The following is a 707-nucleotide window of genomic DNA, read 5'->3' as shown; positions in this document are numbered from 1 at the left end:
CCCCTGCCCACGTATGCCTTCCAGCGGCAGCGGTTCTGGCTGGCTCCTGGTGTTGGTGGTGGTGATGCGGTTGCCGCGGGTCTGGGCCGGCTGGATCATCCGCTGCTTGGTGCGGCGGTGCGGTTGGGTGAGCGGGACGAGTGGTTGTTGACGGGGCGTCTGTCGTTGGATTCGGCGCCGTGGGTCAGGGATCACGTGGTGCTCGGCACGGTGATTGTGCCTGGTACGGCGTTGGTGGAGTTGGCGGTGGTGGCGGGCCGGCAGGCGGGTGCTGCGGTTCTTGAGGAGTTGGTGCTCGAGGCGCCGTTGGTTCTGGATGATGGTGTGGCGGTGCAGTTGCAGGTGTCGGTCGCTGAGCCTGATGAGGGTGGTCGTCGGGCGGTTGCTGTGTATTCGCGGCCGGAGAGCCGGGTGGGTGAGGGGTCGGCCGAGGCGGTCTGTCACGCGCGGGGTGTTCTGGTGGCGGATGCGGGGCCGTTGGTTTCGGTGGTTCCTGCTGTGTGGCCGCCGGTGGGTTGTGAGCCGGTGGATCTGGCGGGTCTGCGTGTGCGGTTGGCGGAGGTCGGGTTCGATTACGGTCCGGCTTTCCAGGGGCTGCGGGCAGCGTGGCGGGACAGTGAGCACATTTATGCCGAGGTGGCACTGCCGGACGAGCACGCCGACTCTGCCGGCGCGTTCGCCTTCCACCCGGCACTGTTCGACGCCTC

At 68.0% G+C, this 707-nt stretch carries 1 protein-coding gene; it reads left to right on the top strand.

The window, feature by feature from the left end:
• Nucleotides 1-707: polyketide synthase dehydratase domain-containing protein (locus tag Q0994_RS33900; RefSeq protein WP_299542584.1), on the top strand; the 707-nt coding region annotated here is incomplete at both ends.

Origin of the sequence: uncultured Streptomyces sp. (genome assembly GCF_947488945.1) — a bacterium.
Lineage (GTDB): Bacteria > Actinomycetota > Actinomycetes > Streptomycetales > Streptomycetaceae > Streptomyces.
Note: the sequence above shows the minus strand (reverse complement) of the source record. Positions and strands in the feature narration are given on the sequence as shown.